Raw genomic sequence first — 24,841 nt, forward strand, 5'->3', positions numbered from 1 at the left:
TAGATTTGGCCCGGGGCGGCCATGCCGGTTTCGAGAGGATGACGTGACCACTGTCGAGGTTCCGCACGGCTCGCGCTCGGTCGTGCTGCGAGTATCCGCCGTCATCACCGAGACGGCCGACACCTGTTCGCTGGTCTTCGACATCCCCGCCGAGCAGGCCGAGAAATTCCGCTATCAACCCGGCCAATTCCTCACACTGCGGATTCCCAGCGACCGAACCGGTTCGGTCGCGCGATGCTATTCGCTGGCCAGCTCGCCGCACACCGACGATCGGCCCAAGGTCACCGTCAAACGGACCGAGGGCGGCTACGGGTCGAACTGGGTGTGCGACAACGTCACAGCGGGCGACCAGCTCGAAGTGCTGCCGCCCTCCGGCACCTTCACACCCAAGGACCTGGACGAGGATCTGCTGCTGTTCGGAGCGGGCAGCGGCATCACACCAGTCATGTCGATTCTGAAGTCGGCGCTCGCGCGGGGCAACGGCCGCATCGTGCTCGTGTACGCCAACCGCGACCACGAGTCGGTGATCTTCGCGGGTGAACTACGTGAACTCGCGGAGAAGCACCCGCAGCGGCTCACGGTGATCCACTGGCTGGAGTACCTGCAGGGACTGCCGACAGCGGACGCACTGGCCACCCTGGTCTCGCCCTACCAGACCTACGAGGCGTTCCTGTGCGGGCCGAAGCCGTTCATGGACCGCGTGCACGACGCGCTGCAACAGGTGGGCATACCCCGGTCGCGCACCCATGCCGAAATCTTCAATTCTCTTGCCGGCGACCCGTTCGCCGACCAGGCGCCGGTCGCAATATCCGACGAGGAGGCCGCCGACGCGGCGACCGTCGAGGTCGAACTCGACGGCGAGGTGCACGAGCTGACATGGCCGCGCAAGCAGACCCTGGTGGACATCATGCTGGCCAAGGGATTGGACGTGCCCTACTCCTGCCAGGAGGGCGAGTGCGGCTCCTGCGCGTGCACGGTGCTGGAGGGCAAAGTCGAGATGGACAATGCCGAGATCCTGGATCCGGAGGATATCGAGAACGGCTACATCCTCGGATGCCAGGCGCATCCGGTGACCGATCACCTGAAGATCCAGTTCTGATCGGGCGCGACGCGACCGCTCGGCCGGACGAGCGTTGCCGCGTTGCCGATGCTCAGCGCGCGCGATACTCGGCGCGAACCGACTGCTCCAGATGTTCGGTCGCGTAACTCAACGCGGTGCGGCCCATCGCCGCGGCATGCTGGTCGAGGAAGCCGGTCAGCAGCGACGCATCGATGCGCTTGCCGACTTCGCGCAGCATCCAGCCCAGTGCCTTCTGAATCAGATCACGCCGGTCGCCGAGTAACAGTTCGGCCAGCGCGAACGTGGTCGAGGCGTCACCCGCCTTGATGAACGCGAACGTCGACAACAGGGCCACCCGCCGCTCCCACAGCGAATCCGCCTGGGCCAGGTCGAAAAGCAGCTCGCGCGATTTGTCCAGTAGCCACGGGCCGATGATGTTCTCCGCCGAGACGTCGACCAGATCCCAGTTGTTCACCCGGCCACGACGCACCGCTGCCAGATACAGTTGGACCATCGCCGCGCGGGCTATGTCGTCGAAGGTGCGCGGCTTGGACGCCGCGGCGAACTTGGCGTTCAGGATGACCAACCCGGTGAACCGGTCTTCGTGCACGGCGCTGTCGAGCAGGTGGTCGATCTGATCGAGCGGGAGTGCCGCGAAGCGTTTCGCGACACCCCGGATTGCGGGCACCCGGACTCCGATGAACACGTCCCCCTCGCCGTACTCACCGGGACCGGTCTTGAAGAACCGCTGTGAACCGATCGCGTCGGCAGGGTTGGCGAGTGCGCGCAGCGCCGCCTCGACCTGGGCGACAGTCGGCGCGACGTCGGTCATCGAACGAACCGATGGAAGACTCATCCGCGCGCGCCCAAGACTCGGCCGGATTCGAACGCGGCCGCGCCCGCGGGCAGTTCACCGGGTTTGCCGCCGATGAGCACCCGGACCTCGCCATTGCCGGTGCTCGGGCGGCCGAGCGCGTCCATCCGGCGAATGGTCTGCGCGGCAACGGCTTGCGCGCTGTCGAACAGGCGCACACCATCGGGCAGCGCGGCCAGGATCGCGTCGATCACCAACGGGTAGTGCGTGCAACCGAGCACCACACCCTGCACATCACGCGGAGTCCGCTCGGCCGCGCTGGCGATCGCGGCGTGAGCAGCCACGAGATCACCCCGGTCGATCGCGTCCGCCAGCCCGTGGCAGGCGACGCCGATCACATCGGCGTCGCCGCCGAATTTCGCGATCAGATCGGCCTGGTAGCGGCTGGCCGTGGTTGCCGCGGTAGCCCAGACCGCCACCGATCGGCACACGGCCGCGGCGGGCTTGATCGCGGGCACCGTGCCGATCACCGGGATATCGGGACCGACCTCCGCCCGGACATGCTCCAACGCCGTGACACTCGCGGTGTTGCACGGCAGCACGATCACCTCCGCACCCGATCGAAGGGATGTCCGCGCGGCGTCCACCACCCGGTCGACCACCCACTGCTCCGGTTTCGGCCCCCACGGTGCACCATCCGGGTCCAATTGCAGCAGCAGATCCACATCGGGCCGCAACTTGCGCACCCAAGCGGAGGTGGGCAGCAACCCGAGACCCGAATCGATGAGCGCGACGATCACCCGACCACCGTATTACAGGGCCTCGCGACACCGTGCACGCCCGTTCCGACACCGCGGCCGCACCTGAGCAGTCGTACGCCTGGTAGCGGCGCTGCCTGTGGTTCGAGGCGGTCAGTGGGGCGTCAGCAGATCCGTGACCGGGGCGCTCGCTGCGATTTTGGCGCGGGCCTTCATGACCTGGGCGGTCATACCCGCGCCGACAACGCCGGTCAGCGTGCCGCCCCGGGAGTAGTAGGCGAGGAACTTGCGGCCGTCGTCGGAGACGATCTGGACGTCGTCGGCGGCGTTCGGGGTGCCGAGCGCTTGGAGCTTGACGTCGTACTGGTCGCTCCAGAAATACGGGACGCGGGCGACCGTGGGCGGCTCGGCCCCCAGCAGCGCGCAAGCGAGCAGTTTGGCCTGTTCGCCCGCATTGGTCCAGTGCTCGACCCGCCTACACCGGCCGGTGTCGTGCCGCCACGCGGCCACGTCGCCGACCGCCCAGACGCGGTCCGCCGAGGTGCGGCCGACCTCGTCGGCGAGGATCCCGCCGCCCGCCGAGGGATCGGCGAGCGCGATACCGGAGTCGGTCAGCCATTCGGTCACCGGCCGGGAACCGACCCCGATCACGACGAGGTCGGCGGCGATCTCGGTGCCGTCGGAGAGTTTCGCCGCGCGCACCCGTCCGGCGTCGTCGGTGCGCAGGGTGTCCAGGCTGGTGCCGCACCGCAGGTCGACGCCTTCATCGCGGTGCATCCTGGCGATCAGTGCGCCGACCTCTTCGCCCAGCACCGAAGCCAGCGGCGTCGGCTGCGGTTCGATCAGCACCACGGCGATACCGCAGGCACGAAAGCTCGCCGCCAGTTCGCAACCAATGAAGCCCGCTCCGACTACGAGCGCCGTACCCGCATCGGCCAATTCGGCGCGCAGCGTGGCGGCGTCGGCGTGTCCGCGCAGCACGTGCACACCAGGGGCGTCGGGTAGTCCGGGCAGCCGGCGCGGGCGCAGGCCGGTGGCGATGACCAGCTGGTCGTAGTCCAGTGCGTTGTCGTCGACGAGACGGACGTTGCGGGCTTCGGTGTCGACGGCGACCGCCGCGGTGTTCAGCCTCAGGTCGATCTGCTTCTCGGTGAAGAACTCGCGCGGGCGCAGCGTGGTGTCGTCGGTCTCGCCACGCACGAACTGCTTGGACAGCGGCGGGCGGTCATACGGAAGGCGCGGCTCGTCACCGAGGAGGATCAGCTCGCCGACATAGCCCGCGCGGCGCAGTTCCTCCGCCGTTCGCAAGCCCGCTAGGCCGGCTCCGACGATCACGATCGGCGCAGTCATGCGGCCCTACCTTTCCTGGAACCGAGCAGCCGGTTCGGATCGACATCCGTTACGGACGGTGACGCGCAGCTCACCCTAACGTCTGCTTGGTCTTCGCAGTGGTGAGCTCGTCGTAATCGAATACTCGTCCATTCGAGCGAAATGCCGCATAACCGTGCCCGCAGCGATATTGATCGGTCGGTCAATCAGGACTACACCGAGGTCAGGACATATTCCTAACCCGAGGAGGTCTACATGTTCACCGAAAGCCGCACACAGGATCTGCTAGCTGTCGTGTTGGGGATCTTCGCCGCACTGTCACCCATCTGGGTGAAGACCACCGACAACGCCAGGTGGTCGCTGATCGTGCTCGGCGTGCTCATCGCGCTCGCCGGCCTCGCCCAGATGTACCGTCCCGCCATGGCGGCGACCGACTACGCGATGGGCTTGTTCGGCGTGTTGCTGTTCATTTCCCCTTGGGTCTTGAACTTCACCGAGTACCGCGGCGCATCCTGGACCGCATGGATAGTCGGGATAGTAACGGCGGTGGTGGCCGTGGCGGCCCTGCCGGCGGTGTCGGGGCGGATGCACAGCACGGCTACACATCACTGATGCAGATACCGACTACCCGGCGAGCCGGGCGTCGCCGTAGCGCGAAAATCGACGGCGACGCCCGGCAACTCATTCTGGACGCCGCCGAAAAGCTGTTCGCGGCACAGGGATTCGATGCCACCGCGACGGCTGCCCTTGCTGCCGCGGCAGGCGTCCCGAAAGGACTCGTCTTCTATTACTTTCCGACCAAGGATTCGATTCTCACCGCGCTGATGTCCGAGCGGATGCCCACGCCGCCGATCGACGACATCCACACCCTGGTGGCGCCGGGCGATCCGGCCACGAGCCTGGTCAATCTGGACGCCGCCGTGAATCTGCGCGACCACCATTCGTCGGTACTACGGGTGATCATGTGGCGGGAGGCCGACACCCACCCCGACGTGCGCCGCCAGCTCCGCCATTTTCGCGACCAGATGCTGGAAGCGACCGCCAAGGTGCTGCAGGCGAGCGCGCCGCACCCGATCCGCCCCGGCACCCTGCGCGCCTGCGCGGCGGCCTGGGTGTCGGCGATGTTCGCCGTCGCCAGCGTGGACCGCCTGCACGCACTGGACGGTGTCGCACTGCCCACCGCGGACGAGGTACTGAATATCGCCCAGGTGGTCGCGGCAGGAATGACCCAGCTCGGCTGACATCGCGTACACGAATATCGCGCGCCCGGCACCGTGGCACAGCACAGCACAGCACAGCACAGCAGGGTTATGCACAACCGGCGTGTTGTCCACATTCGCTGGTCGAGGGGGTGTTTCGCGGTCGGCGTTCGACCACGATCGGCAATATGGAAACACCGCAACTCATCTCACGACAGCAAGCGCTGGCGGCGGGACTGTCCGACAAGGACCTGCGACGGCTCTGCCGCACCGGACGATGGCAGCGGCTGCGAGCCGGCCACTATCTGGACGCACCGCGCCGCGATCTCGATGCCTCGGTCCGACATCAGCTATTGGCGATCGCCACCGCCGAGACGACGTCCGAATCCGCGATCACCAGTCACTGTTCCGCCGCAGTGCTGCACGGGATGTCGACCTGGGACATTCCGCTCGATCGCGTCCATCTGACCCGAGACCGCATCAACGGCGGCCGCATGAGCAGGCACGTCATCGTGCACGCGGCACGGTTGGAGTTCGACGAGATCACCATCGTGCACGGAATCTCGGTGACCACCGCGGCACGCACGGTCATCGACGTCGCCCGCTCCGAAGGCTTCGAGCAGTCCGTCGCCCTTGGTGACTCCGCTCTGCGCCACGGCCTGACATCCACCGCCGAACTTCAGGAGCACCTGCGCAGGGCACGCCACCGCCCCGGATGCCGCAAGGCAGGGCAGGTTGTCCAGTTCTTGGATGGCCGCAGCGCGAGTGTCGGCGAGTCGCGCAGTCGCATAGTGTTTCACCGAGGTGGCCTGCCCAGCCCCGACCTCCATGCCCGCGTCTTCTCCGACGACGGAATCTGCGTCGGACGAGTCGACTTCCTGTTTCCCGACCTCGGCGTGATCGGCGAGTTCCGGAACGCGCTCCACGGCCCACGCAGCCGCGAACAGGTCGCAGTCACCGAAACGAAACGAGACGGCCGACTCCACGCTCTCGGGTGGATGGTGGTCCGCTGGACCTGGGACGACCTGGCCGACCCAACCTGCCTGGCCCACCGCATCCACATTGCCGCTCAGCTCGCGGGCCGAACCCACCGCCGCGGCCATTGGACCGCCACCCCGCAACCCTGATCCGCTGCCATCACCGGCGGTGTACAGGCACCGCGAGTCGTCGGAGGTGTGCTGGGTGTACCGGGTCAGTTGGCCTGATCGGCAAGCCCACGCGCACGACTCACCGCATATACCCGGTTTTGCCGCGTCAATGGCTCCGGCACCACGCGAATTCGCGTGATCGGGAGTTGAACCATCACGAGAAACCCCCGTCGGTGCGGGGTGCCCACGCGCAGTCGGAAGCGACCGGTCGCCGGGCGAAGATGGGGAGCGCAACCGCTACTGTTGCGGGATGCGTTGCGTGGTACTGGTGGTTTGCGCTCTGGTATTGAGCGCCTGTTCGCAGACCACCGCGGGGAAGCCGCAGGGAGTCGTCAGCGATTCGCCGAAAGCTGGCACTTCGACCTCGGGCGGGGACAGTACGTTGCAGGAACGGATCAGCTGGGTGCAGGCAGGCAACTCCATCGATCTAGGCGCGTACCACTCGGCAAGGACCGACAACGGCCCGGCGACCGATCTGAAGACCGACATCGCGTTCGTCAGCCCGACCGGCAAGATCAGCTGTATCACCGGTGTCGCTCACAACATCGAGGGATTCGACTGCGAAGTCGAGCTGAAGCAGCCGGTACCCCAGCCCAGGGAAGGCTATGGGAACTGGTTCGGCGGCTTTGTCTCCTACTCCGGGCAGCGGTTGACCGTCGGCCAATTCCGCGGCGACCCAGGACTTTTCATCAATGGCAGCGGGCAGACGCTGCCGTACGACAGCACCGTGACCTTCGAGAACTACGCCTGCCGCCTCGCGACCACCGGCCTGACCTGTGTGAACCCCGCCGAGCGCACCGGCGTACACATGAGCGACGAAGGCATCGTCCCCTTCGGCTGCCTGCAAGAAGTCCCCGAGTCGGAACGCGAACCCTCCGTCGGCCACGCCTACCGCTGCTGAGCCGATCCTGACCGGCGCAGTCTGAGTGCGTCCAGTCGAGCACCTTGTGCGCAGCGGGATGTTCTGATTCCCGCCGCGATACCAACCGAGTCGGCCCGGAGGTGTTCGAGGCTCCGAGGACCCCGTTGCCGTTGACATAAGGCAGCAGAGCGTCTCGTGATCAGCCGCGTAAGCGTTGTGCTACAGCTCACATTCCTACAAGATAGACACGTAGTTGGTGTGCACATAACAGATGTACACCTGAAACACGGCAAGGAGTCGAGCTCATGGACAAGTTCGAAACCACACGGGACGAGGCCCCCGCTCAGTCCTCTTCTGACCAGCCCGTCACGATCAAGATCCGGCACCTGGACAAGAAGGAAACCACCGGTAGCAGCTCACTGTCGGGCGACTAGTAGCCGCCACATGACGCGTCCACCCGGAATCCCTCCCATGCGGGTGTCGGACGCAGGCGACGGTGACCCCTCGGCGAGCGAATTCGATTTCCACAGTTCGTCGAGGGACTGCCAGGTATCTGCGCTGAATATGCTGCAGCCGCGAATCAAACCGGTACATGTCCCCTACCGGACGGTCGACGGCAACGTCCGGATCGGCGCGACGGTTCATGGGATCGGCGTGGAGATCGAGGATCCCGACGGTTGGGTTTGGGCATTGGTCGGCGCGCTGGACGGAACCCGATCACCTGGCGAGATCCTGGCCGCGGTGACGTCCGGTCACCGCAGTGTGGCCGACACCGATGTCACCACGGCAATGCAGCAACTCCTCGCAACCGGTTTCCTGGAGGATGCCGGCGGGCCCGCGCCGGCGGAACTGTCCGAGCGGGAGCGCGAACGCTACTCGCGAGGCATGGCATTCTTCGACTGGCTCGACCGGACACCCCGCTCGAACCCGTGGGACATCCAAATGCGGTTGCGTGAATCCCGGGTACTGCTGATCGGTGTCGGCGGTACGGGCGGGACCGTCGCGCAAGGTCTCATCGCGTCAGGAGTCGGTCACCTGCACTACGTCGATTCCGATGTCGTCGAACTGTCCAATCTCAACCGGCAGGTCCTGTATCGGGAAGATGACATCGGCAAGCCCAAGGCCGAGGCCGCGACAGCACATCTGCGTGCCCTCAACTCTGCGGTGGAGATCACCGGTGACCAGCAGCAGATCGAAAGTCAGGCCGATCTGGCCGACCTGCTCCGACCCGGATACGACCTCCTCGCGCTGTGCGCCGACCAGCCTCGGACGATCCGCAGATGGGCGAACCGAGCCTGCCTGGCCGCTGACATGCCCTGGGTGAGCGGCGGCTATCACGGCCCGCTCGCCTCAGCCGGCATCTACATACCTGGTCGGGGAGCCTGCTGGGAGTGCCTGCACGATCAGGAACTGATGCAGGCCGACATGCGCCTGCCGGCGGACATGGAGCCGGACCAGCTCGGACCGCAACTGCCCTGGCATCCGGCGAATGCCGTGTCCGCCGCCATCACCGGCAACCTTCTCACCCACTTCGCGCTTGCCGTCCTCACCGGTGCGCCACCCATCGAGCCAGGATTTCGGTACGAGGTGAATCTTGCCGTCCCTGGCGTGTCGACCCAGGTGCGACTTCCGCGGCGACCGGACTGCCCGTTCTGCGCGGACGCCCACCGTGGCTGAAGAACCTCCCATGCCGGTCGGATTGCTGCCAACGAGCCGAATTCACCTCCACGACCTGGCGATCCGCGAGGACGGGGGTGAATGGATCGTCGGTCGGTTCGAGGCCCGCCAGTTCGTGGCGGTTCCCAGGGAAGGTGCTGTCGCGATCGACCTGCTTCATGAGGGGCTCTCCGTCCAGCAGGCCACGGAACGGCTTGCCCACTCGGAGGGTTGCGAGTTCGACGTTCTTTCTTTCGTCCGAGAACTGATTGTGCTGGGCTTCGTCGCCGAGATCGACGACCACCCCGTGCCGTGCGAACCACCCCGGCGTGCGTCATTTCCGCGCGTACGCCCCGAGCATGTCCGATTCGCGCAGAACCCGATTCTCCCCGTGCTGTTCGGATGCCTGATGCTTGCCGCGGTAGTGGCATTCGTTGTGCGGCCCGAATTGCGGCCGAGCTTCCGGGATCTGTTGTGGAGCCCGCACGGCAGCCTCGTGCTCGCCCTCAGTTTTGTCACCGGCTGGTCTCTGGTGTTCGTCCACGAGATGGCGCACTTCGTCACCGCGCGGGCCACCGATGTGCACGCCCGGATACAGCTGGGTACACGCCTACAGTTTCTCGTGGCCGAAACCGATATCAGTGGGATCGAACTCGCCCCGCGCAGGTATCGACTGACGGCGTATCTGGCCGGCATCGCGACGAACCTGTCGGTGGCAGCAGTCGCGGTCCTGTTTCTGACCGTGACCGACGAAACCACAGTCGCACACAGAATCCTCGCGGCGGTCATGGTGCTGGCACTGCTTCCCTTGCCGTTCCAACTCATGGTCTTCATGCGCACGGATGTCTACTTCGTCCTGCAAGACCTCACCGCCTGCCACAACCTTTTCGGCGATGGCACCGCGTATGCCCGCTATATCGGAAACCAACTGCGGGATAGGCTCTCCGGGCGGCGCCGCACCCTGAACGATCCCAGTCTCCACCTTCCGCCGCACGAGCGTCGCGCGGTACGCATCTACAGCGTTGTCCTCGTCGTCGGCACAGTGCTGTGTCTGGCCATGCTGGCGACGTTCGCCCTCCCCGCAGACCTTTCACTGATCGCCCGTGCCATCGCACGACTAGGCCCAGGTCAACCACCGGCTGCCAACCTGGACAGCATTGTCGTTATCCTGATCCTCGGCGGCACACACACGCTCTGGGCGGTGACCTGGTGGCGGAAGCGACACCAGAAACAGCGATACAGCACATGACATTCGGGCGCCGGACGCCGAGCCCCGGCTGCACGGCGACCTGACCATGCTCCACATCCTCACACTTGCCGCGAACCGACGGCGTCTCCCGCTTGGCCCTGGTCGAGCGGCTTGCGAACATCTCGATACCGGTGACCGTGGTCGTGGTCTTGTCTCAACGAATATTGAGCATGTCAGGCTTGTTCAGCGCGACCAACGGTCGGCTTCGAGTAGCTTCCGCTTCGCTCGAGTGGCGATCCGGTCGGAGTTCATCACCGCAGGCTCAACGGGGAGGGCTGTCGTTCGAATGTTCTTCACAATCGCCACCAGGTCCGCGATGTCATCGGTCGCGAACAGATTCTCCGGACCGGTCGGCGCCAGCAACCGAATGTCGGTTCCCCGCATACGTTATCCAGGTGTCGATTCTCGTCATCGATCAGGTACCAGATTCTTCCTCCACCGGTGACTTCGTACTGCCAGTGCTCGAGCGTGGCGCCCTTCCACACTGCCGACACCATCGAACCCTCGAGACGATGCCGCCGATCCGGGTTCGCCGATGCCCTGGGATTTGATCGGATCGTGTCGAACGCCCGGCGAAGGTTGCCAGCCACGTGCTGCGACACATGCTCCCAATCGGTACCGGCCGCGGTTGTCGCGAAACGGAGTTCGAATTCTTTGCCTACCGCAGGGGCGCGACACGATCGCCATGCTCCGGACTCACGAGGACGGCTCCTCGGACTCGCGCACCTGTTCGACGCCCTTTCTGGAATTGACCCTTCGGTACCGGTCGCACACTATGACAGAGACCGCGGGAAGCGACAGGTTTCGGCTCCCACGCAAAGTTGTATTTCACTGTTGGGGCGCCGGTTTCGACGAACGCCACATCCGTCGAGGTCGGCGGGACAAGCATGCAGGGCGATAATGGAGGGCCGCGAACCCTCCACGAACCATGTGCCAGCCTGACGGATGAAGGTCGTCCCGAAAACGCAAAAACGGCGCCGCTCCCGAAGGAGCGGCGCCGTTCTCAGCGATTCAGCGAATCACTTGATGATCTTCGTGACGCGACCGGCGCCGACGGTGCGGCCACCCTCGCGGATCGCGAAGCGCAGACCCTCGTCCATGGCGACCGGCTGGATCAGCTTGACGAGCATCTCGGTGTTGTCACCGGGCATGACCATCTCGGTGCCCTCGGGCAGGGTCACAACGCCCGTCACGTCAGTCGTACGGAAGTAGAACTGCGGACGGTAGTTGTTGAAGAACGGGGTGTGGCGGCCGCCCTCGTCCTTCGACAGGATGTACGCCTGGCCCTCGAACTCGGTGTGCGGGGTGGTGGTGCCCGGCTTCACGACGACCTGGCCGCGCTCCACGTCCTCGCGCTTGATGCCACGAACCAGCAGACCGACGTTGTCGCCCGCCTGGCCCTGGTCGAGCAGCTTGCGGAACATCTCGATACCGGTGACCGTGGTCTTGGTCTTGTCCGGACGGATGCCGACGATCTCGACTTCCTCGTTCACGTTGATCACGCCACGCTCGACGCGACCGGTGACGACGGTGCCACGACCGGTGATCGTGAACACGTCCTCGACCGGCATCAGGAACGGCTTGTCGGTCTCGCGCACCGGGTCCGGGATGGACTCGTCGACCGCGGCCATCAATTCCAGAACCGACTCGGCCCACTTCGGGTCGCCCTCGAGCGCCTTCAGCCCGGAGACCCGCACGACCGGCGCGTCCTCGTCGAACTCCTGCGAACCCAGCAGCTCGCGGACCTCCATCTCGACGAGCTCGAGGATCTCCTCGTCGTCGACCATGTCGGCCTTGTTCAGCGCGACCAGGATGTAGGGCACGCCGACCTGACGGGCGAGCAGCACGTGCTCACGGGTCTGCGGCATCGGGCCATCGGTAGCGGCGACCACCAGGATGGCGCCGTCCATCTGCGCCGCACCAGTGATCATGTTCTTGATGTAGTCAGCGTGACCGGGCGCGTCGACGTGCGCGTAGTGACGCTTTTCCGTCTGGTACTCGACGTGGGAGATGTTGATCGTGATACCACGAGCCTTCTCCTCAGGCGCCTTGTCGATCTGATCGAATGCGAAGCTCTCGTTCAGATCCGGGTACTTGTCAGACAGCACCTTCGTGATCGCTGCGGTCAGCGTGGTCTTGCCGTGGTCGACGTGACCGATGGTGCCGATGTTGACGTGCGGCTTCGTCCGCTCGAACTTCGCCTTCGCCACTTCTTTGTCCTCCTGGACTTGTTGGTGCGTGCAGTTGCAGCAGTGCGGTTAATAAGGGGTCGTACTGACGCCCGGCTGTCGGGGCAAGTGTTGCATCTGCCCCGAACGCTGTTACTCGCCGGTCGCCTTGGCGATGATCTCCTTCGACACGTTGGCCGGAACCTCCGCGTACGAGTCGAACACCATGGAGTAGTTCGCCCGGCCCTGGGTCTTCGACCGCAGGTCACCGATGTAACCGAACATCTCCGAGAGCGGAACCAGCGCCTTGACGACACGGGCACCACTGCGTTCCTCCATGGCCTGGATCTGACCACGGCGGGAGTTCAGGTCGCCGATCACTTCGCCCATGTAGTCCTCGGGCGTGATGACCTCGACCGCCATCAGCGGCTCGAGGATCACCGGACCGGCCTTGCGGGCCGCTTCCTTCAGGGCCTGCGAGCCGGCGATCTTGAACGCCATTTCCGACGAGTCGACGTCGTGGTAGGCACCGTCGAGCAGGGTGACCTTCAGGTTGACCAGCGGGTAACCTGCGAGCACACCGTACTGCATGGCGTCCTGCGCGCCGGCGTCCACCGACGGGATGTACTCACGCGGAACGCGACCACCGGAGACTTTGTTCTCGAACTCGTAGGTCGCGCCGTCCTCGCCGACGAAGGGCTCGACAGCGATGATGACCTTCGCGAACTGGCCGGAGCCACCCGTCTGCTTCTTGTGGGTGAACTCGAGCTTCTCGACCGGCTTGGTGATCGTCTCGCGGTAGGCCACCTGCGGCTTGCCGACGTTCGCCTCGACCTTGAACTCGCGCTTCATCCGGTCGACCAGGATGTCGAGGTGGAGTTCGCCCATACCGCCGATGACGGTCTGGCCGGTCTCCTGGTCCAGCTTGACCGAGAAGGTCGGGTCCTCTTCCGAGAGACGCTGGATCGCGGTGCCCAGCTTCTCCTGGTCGGACTTGGTCTTCGGCTCGATGGAGACCTCGATGACCGGGTCCGGGAAGGTCATGGACTCGAGCACGATCTGGTTCTGCGGATCGCACAGGGTGTCACCGGTGGTGGTGTCCTTCAGACCGATCACCGCGTAGATGTGGCCCGCCTGGGCCTCGGGGACCGGGTTCTCCTTGTTGGAGTGCATCTGGAACAGCTTGCCCAGCCGCTCCTTTTTGCCCTTGGTCGAGTTGATGACCTGGGCGCCGGAGTCGACCTTGCCCGAGTACACGCGCACGTAGGTCAGCTTGCCGAAGAACGGGTGCACGGCGATCTTGAACGCCAGCGCCGAGAACGGCGCGGCGACGGCGGCATCGCGGTGGATGATCTCTTCTTCCTTGCCCGGGACGTGACCGTCGGTGCCGCCGTCGTCCAGCGGCGTCGGCAGGTAGTCGATCACGGCGTCGAGCATGGGCTGCACGCCCTTGTTCTTGAACGCCGAGCCGCACAGGATCGGGTAGAGCTCGGAGTTGACCGTCAGCTTGCGGATCGCGCCCTTGATCTCCTCGACCGTGAGCTCCTCGCCGCCGAAGAACTTCTCCAGCAGCGCCTCGTCGGACTCGGCGACGGTCTCCAGCAGTTCCTGGCGGTACTGCTCGGCCTTCTCCTTCATGTCCTCCGGGATCTCGACGACCTCGTACTGCTCGCCGAGTTTGGTCTCACCACGCCACACCTTGGCGTTGTTCTCGACCAGGTCGACGATGCCTTCGAAGGTGTCTTCCGCGCCGATCGGCAGCTGGATGACCAGCGGCTTGGCGCCGAGGCGCTCGACGATGGTCTTCACGGTGAAGTAGAAGTCCGCACCGAGCTTGTCCATCTTGTTGACGAAGCAGATCCGGGGCACGTCGTACTTGTCGGCCTGACGCCACACCTGCTCGGACTGCGGCTCGACGCCTTCCTTGCCGTCGAACACCGCGACGGCGCCGTCGAGCACGCGCAACGACCGCTCCACCTCGACGGTGAAGTCGACGTGCCCGGGGGTGTCGATGATGTTGATCTGGTTGTCTTTCCAGAAGCACGTGGTGGCCGCGGAGGTGATGGTGATACCACGCTCCTGCTCCTGCTCCATCCAGTCCATCGTGGCCGCGCCGTCGTGGACCTCACCGATCTTGTAGGTGATGCCGGTGTAGAAGAGGATGCGTTCAGTTGTGGTCGTTTTGCCCGCATCGATGTGGGCCATGATGCCGATGTTGCGGACCTTGTTCAGGTCGGTGAGCACGTCCTGTGCCACGGAAATCTTCCCCGCTCGTAGCTAGTTGGGATTATCGGGGACGACCCTGTGGTCGCCTCTATGTCAACGCCGGACGCTGCGGATAAGTGCCACGTTCCGGCTGTGCCTCCCGACCCGGACGACGGGCCGGGCAGACGTCACCAGCGGTAGTGCGCGAAGGCCCGGTTGGACTCGGCCATCTTGTGGGTGTCTTCACGACGCTTGACCGAGGCGCCGAGGCCGTTGCTGGCGTCGAGCAGTTCGTTGGCCAGACGCTCGACCATGGTCTTCTCACGACGAGCGCGGGAGTAGTTGACCAGCCAGCGCAGCGCCAGCGTGTTGGAGCGGCCCGGCCGCACCTCGACGGGCACCTGGTAGGTGGCGCCACCGACACGGCGGGGCTTCACCTCGAGGGCAGGCTTGACATTGTCGAGCGCGCGCTTGAGGGTGACGACCGGGTCGGTGCCGGTCTTCTCGCGCGCCTGCTCCAGCGCGCCGTAGACGATGCGTTCGGCAGTGGACTTCTTGCCATCCAGCAGGATCTTGTTGACCAGCTGAGTGACCAGCGGGGACCCGTAGACCGGGTCGTTGATCAGCGGACGCTTGGGTGCGGGGCCCTTGCGTGGCATATCAGCTCTTCTCCTTCTTGGCGCCGTAACGGCTGCGGGCCTGCTTGCGGTTCTTCACACCCTGGGTGTCGAGCGAGCCACGGATGATCTTGTAACGGACACCGGGAAGGTCCTTCACACGACCGCCGCGCACGAGCACCATCGAGTGCTCCTGCAGGTTGTGGCCCTCGCCCGGGATGTACGCCGTGACCTCGACCGCGCTGGTCAGGCGAACACGCGCGACCTTACGCAGCGCGGAGTTCGGCTTCTTCGGGGTCGTGGTGTACACGCGGGTGCACACGCCACGACGCTGCGGGCTGCCCTTCAGCGCCGCGGTCTTCGTCTTGGAGACCTTGTCGCGGCGACCCTTGCGGACCAGCTGGTTGATGGTTGGCATAGACCGGCTTTCCTTATTAGTTAACGCGGTGTCTGGACTTCATGTCTGTTCGGTTGGCGACGCTCCCGGGGCCCTTGGTGGTCACGCAAGCTTCCGCCTCCGGGCCCATCGTTCACGTCGCTGTCCTCGAGCTTTCACTCGCACGTCCGGCCGCGTTTCTCGCGTCCCGAGGTCGGGCGTGTCGCGCGCGCCGCAGGGCCCGGATTCCGGGCACGCTTGAGGCGTCAGCCGCTCTCGCTGGCCTATGGTCACGCACGAACTTGCCCGCATGCTTCCGGGCACAGCGGTCCACGATACCCGCGGCCATGACACACGGTCAAAGCGGGTGCGAATGAATTACCACTACCGCGCCAAATTCAAGGTCAACTCGACCAACTTCTTCGCCGCCCCGCACGGGTCGGGATGACTCGACCCGGGCCGATAGTTGACCCAGAATCCGATGACCCCCTGGTCCGCCGCGCCCGCGCTGACGCCACAGGAGTCCGGATCGTTGGGCCGACGTGTCTCCAGCGCGCGCCTACCTTCGACGGTGATGTTGGTAGTGAGGTAGCCGAGCCGGTCGTTGACGGTCTTCTCGTTGTTCAGCGAGCCGATCTCGTACCAATTGAGCGTCACCATGGCGTTGCCGCCGGGCGCGCCCTCCAGGTCCCACATGCAGACCGCGCCGTAGAACGACGGCATGACGAATGATCCCTCACCGACCGCCTTCTCGACATCTTGCAGTGTGACCACTTCGCACTCGCGCAGCAGCTTGTCGAAGTTGGTGCTGACGGTGCCGCCGGTGCCGGAGCCCGCCGGGTACGCCGTCCCACTGATCGTCCGCCCACAGCCGCAGATGCCGACCACAATCGCGAGCAAGGCGACCGCGGAGAACACTCCACGGGTCCAGCCGCGCCGAAGATCCATGCCGTCCTCCCGTTACTGCAGTCGCTGGACAGTCAGCTCGGCCAGTTTGCGGACCCGGTCACACGGATTGCTATCCCTGGTCGTGAACCGATCGAAGGCCATCGACCACTCGAAGAAGTCGTCGTCGAGTTGCACCGCGAGATCGCAGACCTCGCCGGTCGGCTCGAGCGCCTGAAAGCCGGCACGTCCGCCGACGTCGATCGTCTCCGGGTTGCGCCCCTGGGTCGTGACCCACGCTTTCTCCCTGGCGATCGGGCTGCCGCGATAGGAGGCGAAGGTAACGCTGGTCGAACCGGCGCCGGCGGACTGCCAATTGCAGCTCACCGAATTCTTCAGGGCCTGGGAGATCTGACCGAGACCAGCCAGGTCGCGCACCTCGTCGTCGGTGACATGTCCGCATTCGCCGACGAACGGGCCCAGCGTGGCGACCTTCGGAGGTGGACGCAGTGGGGTGTCGGTGTCGTCGGAGCCGTCGCCCGAACCGCACGCAGCCAACAGCAGAGCGAAGGCCATGCCCAGGACGATCGCCGACGTGATCCGCATGCCTGAGACTCTACCGATGCATCGACCGAACAGGCTCGACGAGACGGCCCGTGGATCGCGCCGTCGGGCGGCGGACAAGCGCCGTTTCGAGCGCTGGCGACACCGCAAATCACCGTCTGGAGCGCGTATCTCGGACAGCTGCACAGTGCGACCGCGCACACATCCTTCCCGCACCGAGTCGGATTGCGGGCAATCTCCGTCGAAGGCCTAAAGATTGCCGCGGGCGGCTTGTTCGCGTTCGATCGCCTGGAACAACGCTTTGAAATTTCCCTTGCCGAAGCCGAGGGACCCGTGGCGCTCGATGATTTCGAAGAATACGGTCGGGCGGTCGGTGAGCGGCTTGGTGAAAATCTGCAGGAGATAGCCATCTTCGTCTCGGTCGACGAGGATGGCGCGGCGTTGTAATTCCTCGACCGGGACACGGACCTGGCCGATACGAGCCCGCAGTTCCGGATCCTCGTAGTAGGTGTCGGGTGTCTCGAGAAATTCGACGCCCTCGCGGCGAAGTGCGTCGACGCAGGTGAGGATGTCGTTGGTGGCGAGCGCGATGTGCTGCACGCCGGGGCCGCGGTAGAAATCGAGGTATTCGTCGATCTGCGAACGCTTCTTGCCGACGGCCGGTTCGTTGAGCGGGAACTTCACCCGGTGGTTTCCGTTGGCGACGACCTTGCTCATCAGTGCCGAGTACTCGGTGGCGATGTCGTCGCCGACGAACTCGGCCATGTTCGTGAAACCCATGACACGCCGGTAGAACTCGACCCACTCGTCCATCTGCCCGAGTTCCACGTTGCCCACCACATGATCGATCGCCTGCAAAAGTCGGTTGGGTGCGCTGGTCCGCCGCTGATAGGTCGAGCACCGGGCGACATAGCCGGGCAGGTAGGGCCCGTGGTAACGGGAACGGTCGACCAGGGTGTGCCGCGTCTCGCCATAGGTAGCCAGCGCGGCCGAGCGGACGGTGCCCCAGTCGTCGGTGTCGTCATGCGGCTCGACCAGGATGGTGGCGCCGTGGGTGCGCGCCCACGCCACGCAGCGATCCACGTCCGGTACCTCGAGCGCGATATCGACCACGCCGTCGCCGTGGCGATCGTGATGGGCGACCAGGGGACTGTTCGGATCGACAGCCCCGGTGATCACGAAACGCGCGGCACCGCTGCGTAAGACGAACGCCTTGTGGTCACGGTTTCCGGTCTCCGGCCCGGCATACGCCTCCAGTCGCATCCCGAAGGCGGATTCCAGAAAGTGCGCGGTCTGCGTGGCGTTGCCCACGACCCAGACCAGGGCGTCCCAGCCGATCACAGGGAAGGGATCGCGGCTAACGTCATGGTCGACCAGCCCGACGAGGGTGCGCAATTCACCGTTGCTGGGTACTGCTCCGGACGAAGCGGTCGGCAGGTGCTCGATGGTCATGCAGCAAGGAAATCGCTGAGGCGCCTGGTAGGCAACAGCGTCGGTCACCGATAGACAGTGTGGCGAATTCGGCTAGGAAGTGTCGCGGATTGCTGGACAATTTGAATAGCATCAGCAGTACAGGCAGGAAGCCTGGCCCGTGCCCCGAACGGAGGCAGTCATGGCGCGCACGCCCGCGAAACTCGACGAGCTCGATCTTGCCATCCTCACGGCGATGCACGAACACCAGAAGGCGGGCATTCTCGAGCTGTCCCGCCGGACCCGGGTCGCCAGGGCGACGGTGCAATCCCGGATCGCACGAATGGAGCAGTCCGGCGTGATCGCCTCCTACGATCCCCAGATCGATGTCACCGCGGCGGGGTTCGACGTGCAGGCTTTCGTGACGCTGGAGATCGCGCAGGGAGCGCTGGAGACGGTCGCGGCCGAACTCGACGCCATTCCCGGCGTGCTCGAGGCCTACGCCACCACCGGATCCAGCGACGTGCTGTGCCGGATCGGAGCCGACTCGCACGCCGGGCTACAAGCGGTATTGCTGAGTATCGACAAGACCTCGTCGGTGACGCGTTCGCACAGCGTCATCATGTTGTCGACGGTGGTGGCTCGGCGCACCCTGCCGCTGTTGCACACACTGAGTCCGGCCGGTACCACCAAAGCGCCCGCCTACCGGTCGACCAACGAATAGCGCGCGATCGGTCGGTCCGATACCGTCCTCACATTGAAATCCATTATGCGGCGACACGATCCGACGAACAGCGGCGACGAATCCAGCGCCTGTGGGCCGGCGCGACGATCGCACAACTCGGGCACCCCGAACCGGCAAACGCTCCGGCTGACCGACGTGTGCGCTGGGCCGGTTCGGTTACCCGGGCCGACAGTGTCGCCACGTGCCGCAGCAATGGCGTGCGTCAGCGCAGCGTGACCACGACCTTCCCCGTCGCGGTGCGGTTGTCCAGTGCCGCGACCGCGGCGGCGGCCTTGTCCAGCGGGTACAGCACCGGGTCCGGCGGCGCGATCTTCCCGGAGGCGAGCAGCGGTTCCACCTCGGCCCACTGCTCGGCGAGATAGCCCGGGTGCGACAGCACCCATTCACCCCAGGCCGCGCCCACCACCTCGACGTTCTTCAACAGCAGCCGGTTCACCTTGACCGTGGGGATCTCGCCCGCGGTGAAACCGACCACCAGCAACCGACCCGCCGAGGCGAGTGACCGAATGCTGTCGGTGAAGCGGTCGCCGCCGACCGGGTCGAGCACGATGTCCACACCACGGCCACCGGTCAGCTCTTTCACCGCCGCCAGCCAACCGTCGGCGAGTACCACGTCGGTGGCGCCATTGGTGCGGGCAACCTCGGCCTTCGCCTCGGTACTCACCACCGCGATCACCCGGCCCGCGCCGAGCGCGGCGGCCATCCGCAGCGTCGAGGTCCCGATGCCGCCTGCGGCGCCGTGCACCAGAACGGTCTCGCCCGCGGCCAGCCTGCCGCGGTTGCGCAAGCAGAAGTGCACGGTCAGATCGTTGAACACGATGCCGGCGCCCGCCTCCAGCGAGACGTTGTCCGGCAGCCGGAACACCATCTGCGCGGGCGCGACGGCCACCTCTGCCATGGCATTGCCGAGTAGGGTCAGCGCGACTACCCGATCGCCCGGCCGCACATGCGCGTCCGCCGGAGCTTCCCGCACGATGCCCGCGGCCTCACCGCCGACGACGAACGGCAACTCGGGCTTCATCTGGTACAACCCGCGTGTCATCAACACATCCGGGAAGGCGACACCCGCCGCGTGCACGTCGATGACGACGCCACCCGGAGCGGACGCGGGCTCCGGCAGATCCACGACCTGAATCGCCTCCGGCCCGTCCAACTTGCTGACCTGAGCTGCGCGCATGTGCTGTCCTCTCTGTTCTTGCGACAGCGTGCGCCGGCACCGACGCCGCCGACCACCAACCTAACTGGCCGCCACACGCTTCTGTCCAGACAACCCGCGAGTAATTCGGTCACAGCGAAACGCACGCGACAGCAATCGGGTGGCAGATCTCCGGGTAAAGATCCGCCGCAGATCATCGCTGGCAGGTTCAACATCTACCCGGCGTCGGACAACGGGTGACATCTCGAACGCGGTCGACAAGATCATGACCGGGGTGCGGTACTCGAATCGACCATTACGGTTCGCTCGACAGCGCGCGGGAATGCCGCACCGAACTCGGGCAGCGCCGACCAGGGTTGCCGATCAACACCGATCGGGCCGGCCGGGACCGAGCAGAAAGAACATTCTGCCTGGTCCAGGCGGTTCCTGGCGGATGATAGGTGAGTACAGGCGGCTCGACGCGAGGGGATGAAGTCCGCCCCGTAAAGTCGTGTCACAACAAGCACCACAGAAAGAAACGCGGCACACCGTGCAGCGCGAGGAGCACCAGTGTCACTCGATCAGCCACTCGCCCCGCTTCCCCAAGAGGGCATGGGCTTTGCTTCGGCGTGGCCCGTGCGGGCTGGTGATGTGGATCCGTACGACCGATTGCGGTTCGATTCCGTCGCCCGCTACCTGCAGGATATTGCCTGGGAAAATCTGCAGAAGACATTCTTTCACCGGAGCGACCCGAATTGGATCGTCCGGCGAACGGTTATCGATGTCATTCGTCCGATTCTCTGGCCCGACGAAGTGCAGCTGCTGCGCTGGTGCTCGGCGATGTCCACCCGATGGACGAATATGCGCGTACGGATCACCAGCGGCAACGGTGGCTTGATCGAGACAGAGGGCTTCTGGATCAATATCGGTGAGTCGACCGGGATGCCCGCTCGGATCAGCGACGACGGCCTCGCCTACCTGGGTCGCACGACCGGCGAGCACCGGCTGCGCTGGCGGCCGTACCTGACCGATGCCACGCCGCCGGAGTCCGAGACCGACCTCCCGTTCCCGGTGCGCGCGACGGATATCGATCAGTACAACCACGTCAACAACGCGTGTTACTGGCAGGCAGTCGAACAGTTCCTGGTCGAGTACCCCAAGTTGCTCGCGGGTCCGCACCGCGCGGTGATCGAATACGTGGCGCCGGTGCTCGCGCGCCAGCATGTGACGGTACGCAGCCGCTACGAGCCGAGCGATCGGAACGGCAGTCCCGTGCTACGGCTGTGGTTCGTCGTCGGAGGGACGACCACCACCGTGGTCCGCATCATGCCGCTGCCCGGCCAGCCCGCCTCTCCGGGACTTTAGGCTGTCCGCCTCTGCGGAGCTCAGGCCGTCCTGGTGGGGTGGCTCGGGATATGCGTTCAGGTCCTGCGTCAAGTGCCGCTCGAGTTACGACGGTGCCCGGCGAGTTACGCATGTCCTTACGAAATCAGTGTCTGGTTCGCGGACGTCTACGCGCCGGCCGGATCTCGGATGATCCGACCGGCGTCCGACACGGTCAGCCGCGGGCGGCTTTGAGCAGGTCGTCCCAACTGGTGAACTTGACCCGCGGACGCCCCGCGGACTTGCCCGCCGCCTTCTCGGCCTGGTCGATCGCCCGCCAGCCCGCGCGGTCCACCAGATCGGCTCGGCGCTGCGCGAGCAGCGTCTGGAGCGCGGCGCGGCCTGCCTCCGGCACACCGAGTCGGCCCATGGTGAAGTCGGCGATCAACTGCTCCGCGGTCTCCTCGGAGTCGACCCGGTTCGAGCCGATAACGCCACGCGGACCACGCTTGATCCAGCCGCTGACGTACACGCCCGGGACCGGGGCGCCATCGGCGCCGATCACCCGACCGTGTTCGTTGGGCACGATGCCGCGCTGCTCGTCGAACGGCAGGTCGCCGACCGGTTCGCCGCGGTAGCCGATGGATCGCAGCACCAGCGTGGTGTCGATTTTCTCGGTCCGGTCGGTCGCCACGGCCACCTGCCGCCCCTCGAGATCGACCAATTCGTTGCGCACGACCTCGACCGATTCGACCCGGTCGGCGCCGGTAAGCGCGGTCGGCGAGACCAGGTAGCGGAACACGATCCGCCGGTTGCCGTCGGCTCGGCGACCGGCGGCGTACTCCTTGGCCAGGGTGTACTTCAACGTCAGCGACGGCTCGATCTCCGGATCATCTAGCACTGCCTGGCTCGCCTGGTCGAGCTCCAGGTCGACGTCGTCGACGACGATATCGACGCCTTTCAGGTGGGCGAGGGCGAGAAACTCCGAGGAGGTGTACGCCGCCTGCAGCGGGCCGCGCCTGCCCAGCACGACGACCTCGCGAATGGTGCTCTGCCGAAGCGCGTCCAGCGCGTAGTCGGCGATGTCGGTCTTGGCGAGTTCGTCGGGGTCGGCGGTCAGCACCCGGGCCACGTCCAAGGCGACGTTGCCGTTGCCGACGATCACGGCCCGCTCGCCGGACAGGTCGAACGTCCGGTCGGCGTAGTCGGGGTGGCCGTTGTACCAGGCGACGAACTCGGTGGCGGAATGGCTGCCCGGCAGGTCCTCGCCCGGCACTTCGAGGCGGCAGTCGGTCGAGGCGCCGACCGCGTAGATCACGGCATGGTGGTGCTGCAGCAGTTCGCCGTGCGAGATATGCGTGCCGACCTCGACGTTGAGGTGGTACTGCAGCGTCTCGCGGCGAAACGCCGACTCGAACATGTTCGCGACGATCTTGGTGCCCGGATGATCCGGAGCGACACCCGCGCGCACCAAACCCCACGGAGTCGGCAGCCGGTCGAACATCTCGATCTCGACATCGGCCCTGCGCAGCAGTTCATCGGCCGCGTAACAGGCCGCCGGCCCGGCTCCGACGATCGCGACGCGCAGCGTCCCCAGCTCCTTCGGCGGACGCGCGGGAGCGACGATCGGAGTGAAGTCCGACTCGAGCGGATGCCGTTGGAAGTACGCGGCATTGACATCACGGAATCGGGCCAACGATTCGGTCAGGTCGTCCTCGGAGTAGATGGCCTCCACCGGACACGCGTCCACACAGGCGCCGCAATCGATGCAGGTGTCTGGGTCGATATAGAGCATCTCGGTCGTCGCGAACTCCGGCTGGTCCGGGGTGGGACGAATGCAATCGACCGGGCACTCGGAAACGCAGCTGGCGTCGTTGCAACAACGCTGCGTGATTACGTAGGCCATATTGTGCTGATCCTCGGAAATGTACGTGGGCTGTGGCCACCCAGGGGGTTGCGGTGGACAAAAGCGGCGTCTGGCACATCCACCCCGAGAAGTTCCCGCGGCGAACGTGCTGTAGTGCCGCTATCAGTTTGCCTCGAGTGTGGTCCAGACCTCACCTTCAGAGGGCTTACGGTATCCCCATGGTGCGGACTCTGATCCTCATGCGACACGGTAAGTCGGCGTACCCGGATGGCGTCGGCGATCACGAACGACCACTGGCGCCGCGGGGGCGCCGTGAAGCCGGACTGGCCGGCGAGTGGTTGCGCGAGACCCAACCACCGATCGACGCCGTACGGTGCTCGACCGCCACGCGCACTAGGCAGACGCTCACCGCCACCGAAATCACGGCGCCGGTGGTCTACGAGACCGGGATCTACGACGCGGTCCCGGCATCGCTCATCGAACTGATCCAGTTCAGCGACGTCGACGTGGCGACGCTGCTGCTGATCGGGCATTCGCCCGGCATGCCATGGACGGCATGGGAATTGGCGAGCAACCGCGACTGCGCACCGGCGATCGAACTCAGCAGGAAGTTTCCCACCTCGGCGCTGGCCGTGCTGCGATTCGACCGGCCGTGGGCCGACATCGACCAAGGAACCGGCGAACTGACGCACTTTCATATTCCGCGCTGACCGCTCACAGTTCGGCGAGCGGTCAGCGCAGCAACTTGCCGCCGACCACAACGACCGCACCGAGGATGACCAGCAGCACGAACGCGGCGAACCCGCCGAACAGCCACCACACCACGCCGAGCGCGAGCACGAACGGCGCCACCGCGATGGCGGTGATCACCGGGCTTTCCTTGACCGTCGCCCAGGCCGAACGAGCCCTGATCCGATCGATGTCCTTTCCAGGCATGCCCCCAGCGTAGGCGCGAAACCGAGACTTTGTCGGTACCCGATGGGATGCTCGCCGCATGGATTGGAAAATCGAGCTTGTCGCCATTCCGGTGACCGACGTCGACCGCGCCAAAGACTTCTACACCAAGATCGGCTTCAACGCCGATCACGACCACCGCGTCAACGAGAACTTGCGCTTCGTTCAGCTGACCCCGCCCGGTTCCGGCTGTTCCATCTGTCTCGGCGAGGGCCTCACCGAGGCTGCGCCGGGCAGCGTCGAGGGCATGCAGATGGTGGTGGCCAGCGCCGAGAAGGCCTACCAGCAGCTGACCGCCGCCGGCGTGGCGGCCACTCCGGTGCAGGACCTCGGGTGGGGACTGTTCACGTTCTTCGCTGACCCGGACGGCAACAAATGGGCCGTTCAACAAGTGCCGGATTACAGCAGCTGACCGCGGTCGCGGGGGGGCCGCGGGGGGGGGGGGGGCGCCCCGGGGGGAGGGGTTTTTTTGGGGTGTGGGGGAGAAAAAACGTAATTAGAGGGGGGGAGACCCCCA

Annotated in this window: 26 protein-coding genes and 1 pseudogene; 12 read left to right on the forward strand and 15 right to left on the reverse strand. The window is 65.5% G+C overall.

From position 1 onward, the window contains the following. The first annotated feature begins 43 nt into the window (after positions 1 to 43). Positions 44 to 1,099, forward strand: a complete 1,056-nt coding sequence (locus AB0C34_RS16745) for a ferredoxin--NADP reductase (RefSeq protein WP_357072919.1) — start codon at positions 44 to 46, stop codon at positions 1,097 to 1,099. 52 nt (positions 1,100 to 1,151) lie between these two features. Here the strand turns inward: AB0C34_RS16745 and AB0C34_RS16750 are convergent, their stop codons facing one another. From AB0C34_RS16750 to AB0C34_RS16760, 3 genes are all read right to left on the reverse strand, one after another. Continuing rightward, a complete protein-coding gene (locus tag AB0C34_RS16750; protein ID WP_357072922.1) occupies positions 1,152 to 1,892 on the reverse strand; it encodes a DNA alkylation repair protein in 741 nt (246 codons plus the stop codon). Between the two features lie 20 nt (positions 1,893 to 1,912). After that, positions 1,913 to 2,674: an aspartate/glutamate racemase family protein gene (locus AB0C34_RS16755; protein ID WP_357072925.1), complete on the reverse strand. Its 762-nt coding sequence runs from the start codon at positions 2,672 to 2,674 to the stop codon at positions 1,913 to 1,915. Positions 2,675 to 2,785: 111 nt separating this feature from the next. Continuing rightward, positions 2,786 to 3,982, reverse strand: a complete 1,197-nt coding sequence (locus tag AB0C34_RS16760; RefSeq protein WP_357072928.1) for an FAD/NAD(P)-binding oxidoreductase — start codon at positions 3,980 to 3,982, stop codon at positions 2,786 to 2,788. A gap of 234 nt (positions 3,983 to 4,216) precedes the next feature. Here AB0C34_RS16760 and AB0C34_RS16765 point away from each other — a divergent pair, with 234 nt between their 5' ends. The 7 genes from AB0C34_RS16765 to AB0C34_RS16795 all read left to right on the forward strand — a co-directional run bounded on the left by AB0C34_RS16765 (position 4,217) and on the right by AB0C34_RS16795 (position 10,075). Further along, positions 4,217 to 4,573, forward strand: coding sequence for an SPW repeat protein (locus AB0C34_RS16765; RefSeq protein WP_357072931.1), 357 nt, complete (start codon positions 4,217 to 4,219; stop codon positions 4,571 to 4,573). Next, positions 4,573 to 5,202, forward strand: a complete 630-nt coding sequence (locus tag AB0C34_RS16770) for a TetR/AcrR family transcriptional regulator (RefSeq protein ID WP_357072934.1) — start codon at positions 4,573 to 4,575, stop codon at positions 5,200 to 5,202. Before AB0C34_RS16765 ends, AB0C34_RS16770 begins: the two co-directional genes overlap by 1 nt. Positions 5,203 to 5,348: 146 nt before the next feature. Next, on the forward strand, positions 5,349 to 6,287 hold the full coding sequence (locus AB0C34_RS16775; protein WP_357072937.1) for a type IV toxin-antitoxin system AbiEi family antitoxin domain-containing protein: 939 nt from the start codon (positions 5,349 to 5,351) through the stop codon (positions 6,285 to 6,287). Positions 6,288 to 6,558: 271 nt separating this feature from the next. Continuing rightward, entirely contained in the window at positions 6,559 to 7,209 is a 651-nt protein-coding gene (locus AB0C34_RS16780; protein ID WP_357072940.1) for a hypothetical protein, read from the forward strand. 266 nt (positions 7,210 to 7,475) lie between these two features. Further along, complete coding sequence (locus AB0C34_RS16785; RefSeq protein WP_357072942.1) at positions 7,476 to 7,604, forward strand: hypothetical protein; 129 nt, start codon at positions 7,476 to 7,478, stop codon at positions 7,602 to 7,604. A gap of 130 nt (positions 7,605 to 7,734) precedes the next feature. Next, positions 7,735 to 8,847 (forward strand): ThiF family adenylyltransferase, encoded by a 1,113-nt coding sequence (locus tag AB0C34_RS16790; protein ID WP_357072945.1) that lies wholly within the window; start codon positions 7,735 to 7,737, stop codon positions 8,845 to 8,847. After that, positions 8,840 to 10,075, forward strand: a complete 1,236-nt coding sequence (locus AB0C34_RS16795) for a site-2 protease family protein (RefSeq protein WP_357072948.1) — start codon at positions 8,840 to 8,842, stop codon at positions 10,073 to 10,075. Before AB0C34_RS16790 ends, AB0C34_RS16795 begins: the two co-directional genes overlap by 8 nt. A 22-nt stretch (positions 10,076 to 10,097) precedes the next feature. On the opposite strand, the pseudogene AB0C34_RS16800 reads toward AB0C34_RS16795, so the two are convergent. The 9 genes and pseudogenes from AB0C34_RS16800 to hppD all read right to left on the reverse strand — a co-directional run. Continuing rightward, positions 10,098 to 10,277: pseudogene (locus tag AB0C34_RS16800) on the reverse strand (elongation factor Tu); the annotation flags it as partial. Continuing rightward, entirely contained in the window at positions 10,259 to 10,459 is a 201-nt protein-coding gene (locus AB0C34_RS16805; protein ID WP_357072951.1) for a hypothetical protein, read from the reverse strand. The pseudogene AB0C34_RS16800 and the gene AB0C34_RS16805, both read right to left, overlap by 19 nt. A 635-nt stretch (positions 10,460 to 11,094) precedes the next feature. Then, positions 11,095 to 12,285: an elongation factor Tu gene (gene tuf, locus AB0C34_RS16810; RefSeq protein ID WP_357072954.1), complete on the reverse strand. Its 1,191-nt coding sequence runs from the start codon at positions 12,283 to 12,285 to the stop codon at positions 11,095 to 11,097. A 111-nt stretch (positions 12,286 to 12,396) separates the two neighbouring features. Next, positions 12,397 to 14,499, reverse strand: a complete 2,103-nt coding sequence (gene fusA / locus AB0C34_RS16815; protein WP_357072957.1) for an elongation factor G — start codon at positions 14,497 to 14,499, stop codon at positions 12,397 to 12,399. A 137-nt stretch (positions 14,500 to 14,636) separates the two neighbouring features. Next, complete coding sequence (rpsG, locus tag AB0C34_RS16820) at positions 14,637 to 15,107, reverse strand: 30S ribosomal protein S7 (protein ID WP_040739280.1); 471 nt, start codon at positions 15,105 to 15,107, stop codon at positions 14,637 to 14,639. Position 15,108: 1 nt separating this feature from the next. Then, positions 15,109 to 15,483: a 30S ribosomal protein S12 gene (gene rpsL / locus AB0C34_RS16825; RefSeq protein ID WP_019049359.1), complete on the reverse strand. Its 375-nt coding sequence runs from the start codon at positions 15,481 to 15,483 to the stop codon at positions 15,109 to 15,111. A 342-nt stretch (positions 15,484 to 15,825) separates the two neighbouring features. Then, positions 15,826 to 16,389, reverse strand: coding sequence for a DUF3558 domain-containing protein (locus AB0C34_RS16830; RefSeq protein ID WP_357072961.1), 564 nt, complete (start codon positions 16,387 to 16,389; stop codon positions 15,826 to 15,828). A 12-nt stretch (positions 16,390 to 16,401) separates the two neighbouring features. Beyond that, the gene (locus tag AB0C34_RS16835) at positions 16,402 to 16,932 is read right to left on the reverse strand and encodes a DUF3558 domain-containing protein (RefSeq protein WP_357072964.1); all 531 of its coding nucleotides are present in this window, start codon (positions 16,930 to 16,932) and stop codon (positions 16,402 to 16,404) included. 207 nt (positions 16,933 to 17,139) lie between these two features. Beyond that, the gene (hppD, locus tag AB0C34_RS16840; protein WP_357072967.1) at positions 17,140 to 18,342 is read right to left on the reverse strand and encodes a 4-hydroxyphenylpyruvate dioxygenase; all 1,203 of its coding nucleotides are present in this window, start codon (positions 18,340 to 18,342) and stop codon (positions 17,140 to 17,142) included. A gap of 160 nt (positions 18,343 to 18,502) precedes the next feature. Here hppD and AB0C34_RS16845 point away from each other — a divergent pair, with 160 nt between their 5' ends. Next, on the forward strand, positions 18,503 to 19,024 hold the full coding sequence (locus AB0C34_RS16845) for an Lrp/AsnC ligand binding domain-containing protein (protein WP_357072970.1): 522 nt from the start codon (positions 18,503 to 18,505) through the stop codon (positions 19,022 to 19,024). A 223-nt stretch (positions 19,025 to 19,247) separates the two neighbouring features. Here AB0C34_RS16845 and AB0C34_RS16850 read toward each other — a convergent pair whose 3' ends face one another. Further along, positions 19,248 to 20,222: an NADPH:quinone oxidoreductase family protein gene (locus AB0C34_RS16850; protein WP_357072973.1), complete on the reverse strand. Its 975-nt coding sequence runs from the start codon at positions 20,220 to 20,222 to the stop codon at positions 19,248 to 19,250. Between the two features lie 528 nt (positions 20,223 to 20,750). Here AB0C34_RS16850 and AB0C34_RS16855 point away from each other — a divergent pair. Beyond that, positions 20,751 to 21,545, forward strand: a complete 795-nt coding sequence (locus tag AB0C34_RS16855) for an acyl-ACP thioesterase domain-containing protein (RefSeq protein WP_357072976.1) — start codon at positions 20,751 to 20,753, stop codon at positions 21,543 to 21,545. Between the two features lie 193 nt (positions 21,546 to 21,738). Here AB0C34_RS16855 and AB0C34_RS16860 read toward each other — a convergent pair whose 3' ends face one another. Then, a complete protein-coding gene (locus AB0C34_RS16860) occupies positions 21,739 to 23,409 on the reverse strand; it encodes an FAD-dependent oxidoreductase (RefSeq protein WP_357072979.1) in 1,671 nt (556 codons plus the stop codon). A 179-nt stretch (positions 23,410 to 23,588) separates the two neighbouring features. Between AB0C34_RS16860 and AB0C34_RS16865 the strand changes: the two genes are divergently transcribed. Then, the gene (locus tag AB0C34_RS16865; protein WP_357072982.1) at positions 23,589 to 24,080 is read left to right on the forward strand and encodes a histidine phosphatase family protein; all 492 of its coding nucleotides are present in this window, start codon (positions 23,589 to 23,591) and stop codon (positions 24,078 to 24,080) included. Positions 24,081 to 24,102: 22 nt separating this feature from the next. On the opposite strand, the gene AB0C34_RS16870 is transcribed toward AB0C34_RS16865, so the two are convergent. Next, positions 24,103 to 24,306 carry a hypothetical protein gene (locus AB0C34_RS16870; protein ID WP_357072985.1) on the reverse strand — a complete coding sequence of 68 codons (204 nt, stop codon included), beginning with the start codon at positions 24,304 to 24,306 and terminating at the stop codon, positions 24,103 to 24,105. 58 nt (positions 24,307 to 24,364) lie between these two features. On the opposite strand from AB0C34_RS16870, the gene AB0C34_RS16875 reads away from it, so the two are divergent. Beyond that, positions 24,365 to 24,736, forward strand: coding sequence for a glyoxalase superfamily protein (locus AB0C34_RS16875; RefSeq protein WP_357072988.1), 372 nt, complete (start codon positions 24,365 to 24,367; stop codon positions 24,734 to 24,736). Positions 24,737 to 24,841 lie beyond the last annotated feature (105 nt).

Source organism: Nocardia sp. NPDC049220, assembly GCF_040647855.1.
Lineage (GTDB): Bacteria > Actinomycetota > Actinomycetes > Mycobacteriales > Mycobacteriaceae > Nocardia.